General features: G+C 69.8%; 2 protein-coding genes and 1 pseudogene. All 3 read left to right on the forward strand.

The features are described from left to right. Window positions 1-512, forward strand: a 512-nt coding sequence (locus JYJ84_RS36775) for a LysR substrate-binding domain-containing protein (RefSeq protein ID WP_240201961.1), incomplete at its 5' end; no start/stop codon positions are given. 266 nt (window positions 513-778) lie between these two features. Continuing rightward, window positions 779-1,063, forward strand: a complete 285-nt coding sequence (locus JYJ84_RS36780) for a hypothetical protein (RefSeq protein WP_122946785.1) — start codon at window positions 779-781, stop codon at window positions 1,061-1,063. 32 nt (window positions 1,064-1,095) lie between these two features. After that, a pseudogene (locus JYJ84_RS36785) lies at window positions 1,096-1,351 on the forward strand (phospholipase domain-containing protein); the annotation flags it as partial.

Genomic DNA, 1,351 nt, shown 5'->3' on the forward strand with positions numbered 1-1,351 from the left:
TGGCGCTCGCGCCGCTGCGCAAGCGCGACCGCATCGACGTCGCGCTGCGCTACGGGCCCGGCACATGGCCGGGCGTCGTCGCCGAGAAGCTGATGAACGAGACGATCTTTCCGGTCGCGAGCCCCGCGTACCGCAATCGCGACGGCGTCGCGCCGCGCGCGCCGGCCGATCTCGTGCGCGCGACGCTGCTGCGCCATCCCGCCCAGCCGTGGGAACCGTGGCTCCAGGCCGCGCGGCTCGACCTCACCGAATCCGCGCGCGCGCCGCGCTTCACCGATGCGAATGCGCTGATCGACGCGACGCTGAAAGGTCGCGGCGTCGCACTCGCGCGCCGCTCGCTGATCGAGCCCGAACTCGCGGACGGCACGCTCGTGCGCGTCTCGACGGTGCGCGTGACCGACGTGTATGCGCACTACGTCGTGTGGCGCCCCGGCCATCCGCACGAAGCGGCGATCCGCACCTGGCTCGACTGGCTGCGCAGCGAGGTGCGGCGACGCACGCCGCGGCGCTGACGCAACACGATCGGCTGCTTGCGTTCATCATGAACGGCCAGGCTGCCGTGAACGGCTTCGTGCATCGCGTCGCGTGCCCGGGTAAAAGTGCCCGGCCCGCATCGCCCGCCGGGCAATATTGCACGCCCGCCATCCCGTTCAAACGACTGGTCAGGATATCGAAAGCATTCCGCGATGACGTGTCGGTCGCAAACGATTCACCGAAACGTCGCATCGCATCGGCATACTCGAAAACGTTTCCCGATCAGCCTGCCAGGAGAGAAGTCATGCGTCGCGTTTCCGTCGTCGTCGTTCTGTGTGCCGCCGCTTTCGTCGCCGCCTGCAGCGACGACGCGCCGCACGACGCACACGCGACCGACGCGTCACAGCAGGCCGGCGCATCGGCCGGCTCCGCCAGCGCATTCAACAACGATGCAGCCGCGAACACCGCCGCGTCCGACGCCGCGCCGCTCGCGCCGCCCGTCGTGCACTACCCGCCCGATGACGACGACGACGCGAAGCCCGCGGCGAACGCTGCCGCGTCGAGTGCCGCCGCGTCGTCGCCCGGCTGATCCTTCCGCTTCCGTCCCCCGACCGCAGCAGAAAAGTGAAGGCCGGTGACGACATCGCGATCAGGAACCTGTACCTGGAGCTGCGCAACCACGGCGGGGCTCACGTCACGCTGACGCTGACGCTGACCAACCACGCGTACGGCGCGCCGTCGCGGCAAGCGACGCTGCATGACGGCGACGCGCGTGTCGAGCAGTGGGCACTCGCATCGAGCCACCAATGGTATGACGTGACGGTGAGCGACGGCGCGGCCGGCACCTTCTCGCGCCGCTTCGCGGGCCACGTCGAGA

The organism is Burkholderia sp. LMG 13014 (genome assembly GCF_905232215.1).
In the GTDB taxonomy this organism is placed as follows: Bacteria; Pseudomonadota; Gammaproteobacteria; order Burkholderiales; family Burkholderiaceae; genus Burkholderia.

What these genes read in the sequence shown, in the direction of transcription:
- JYJ84_RS36780 (WP_122946785.1), top strand. Translation starts at nt 779, where the DNA reads ATGCGTCGCGTTTCCGTCGTCGTCGTTCTGTGTGCCGCCGCTTTCGTC.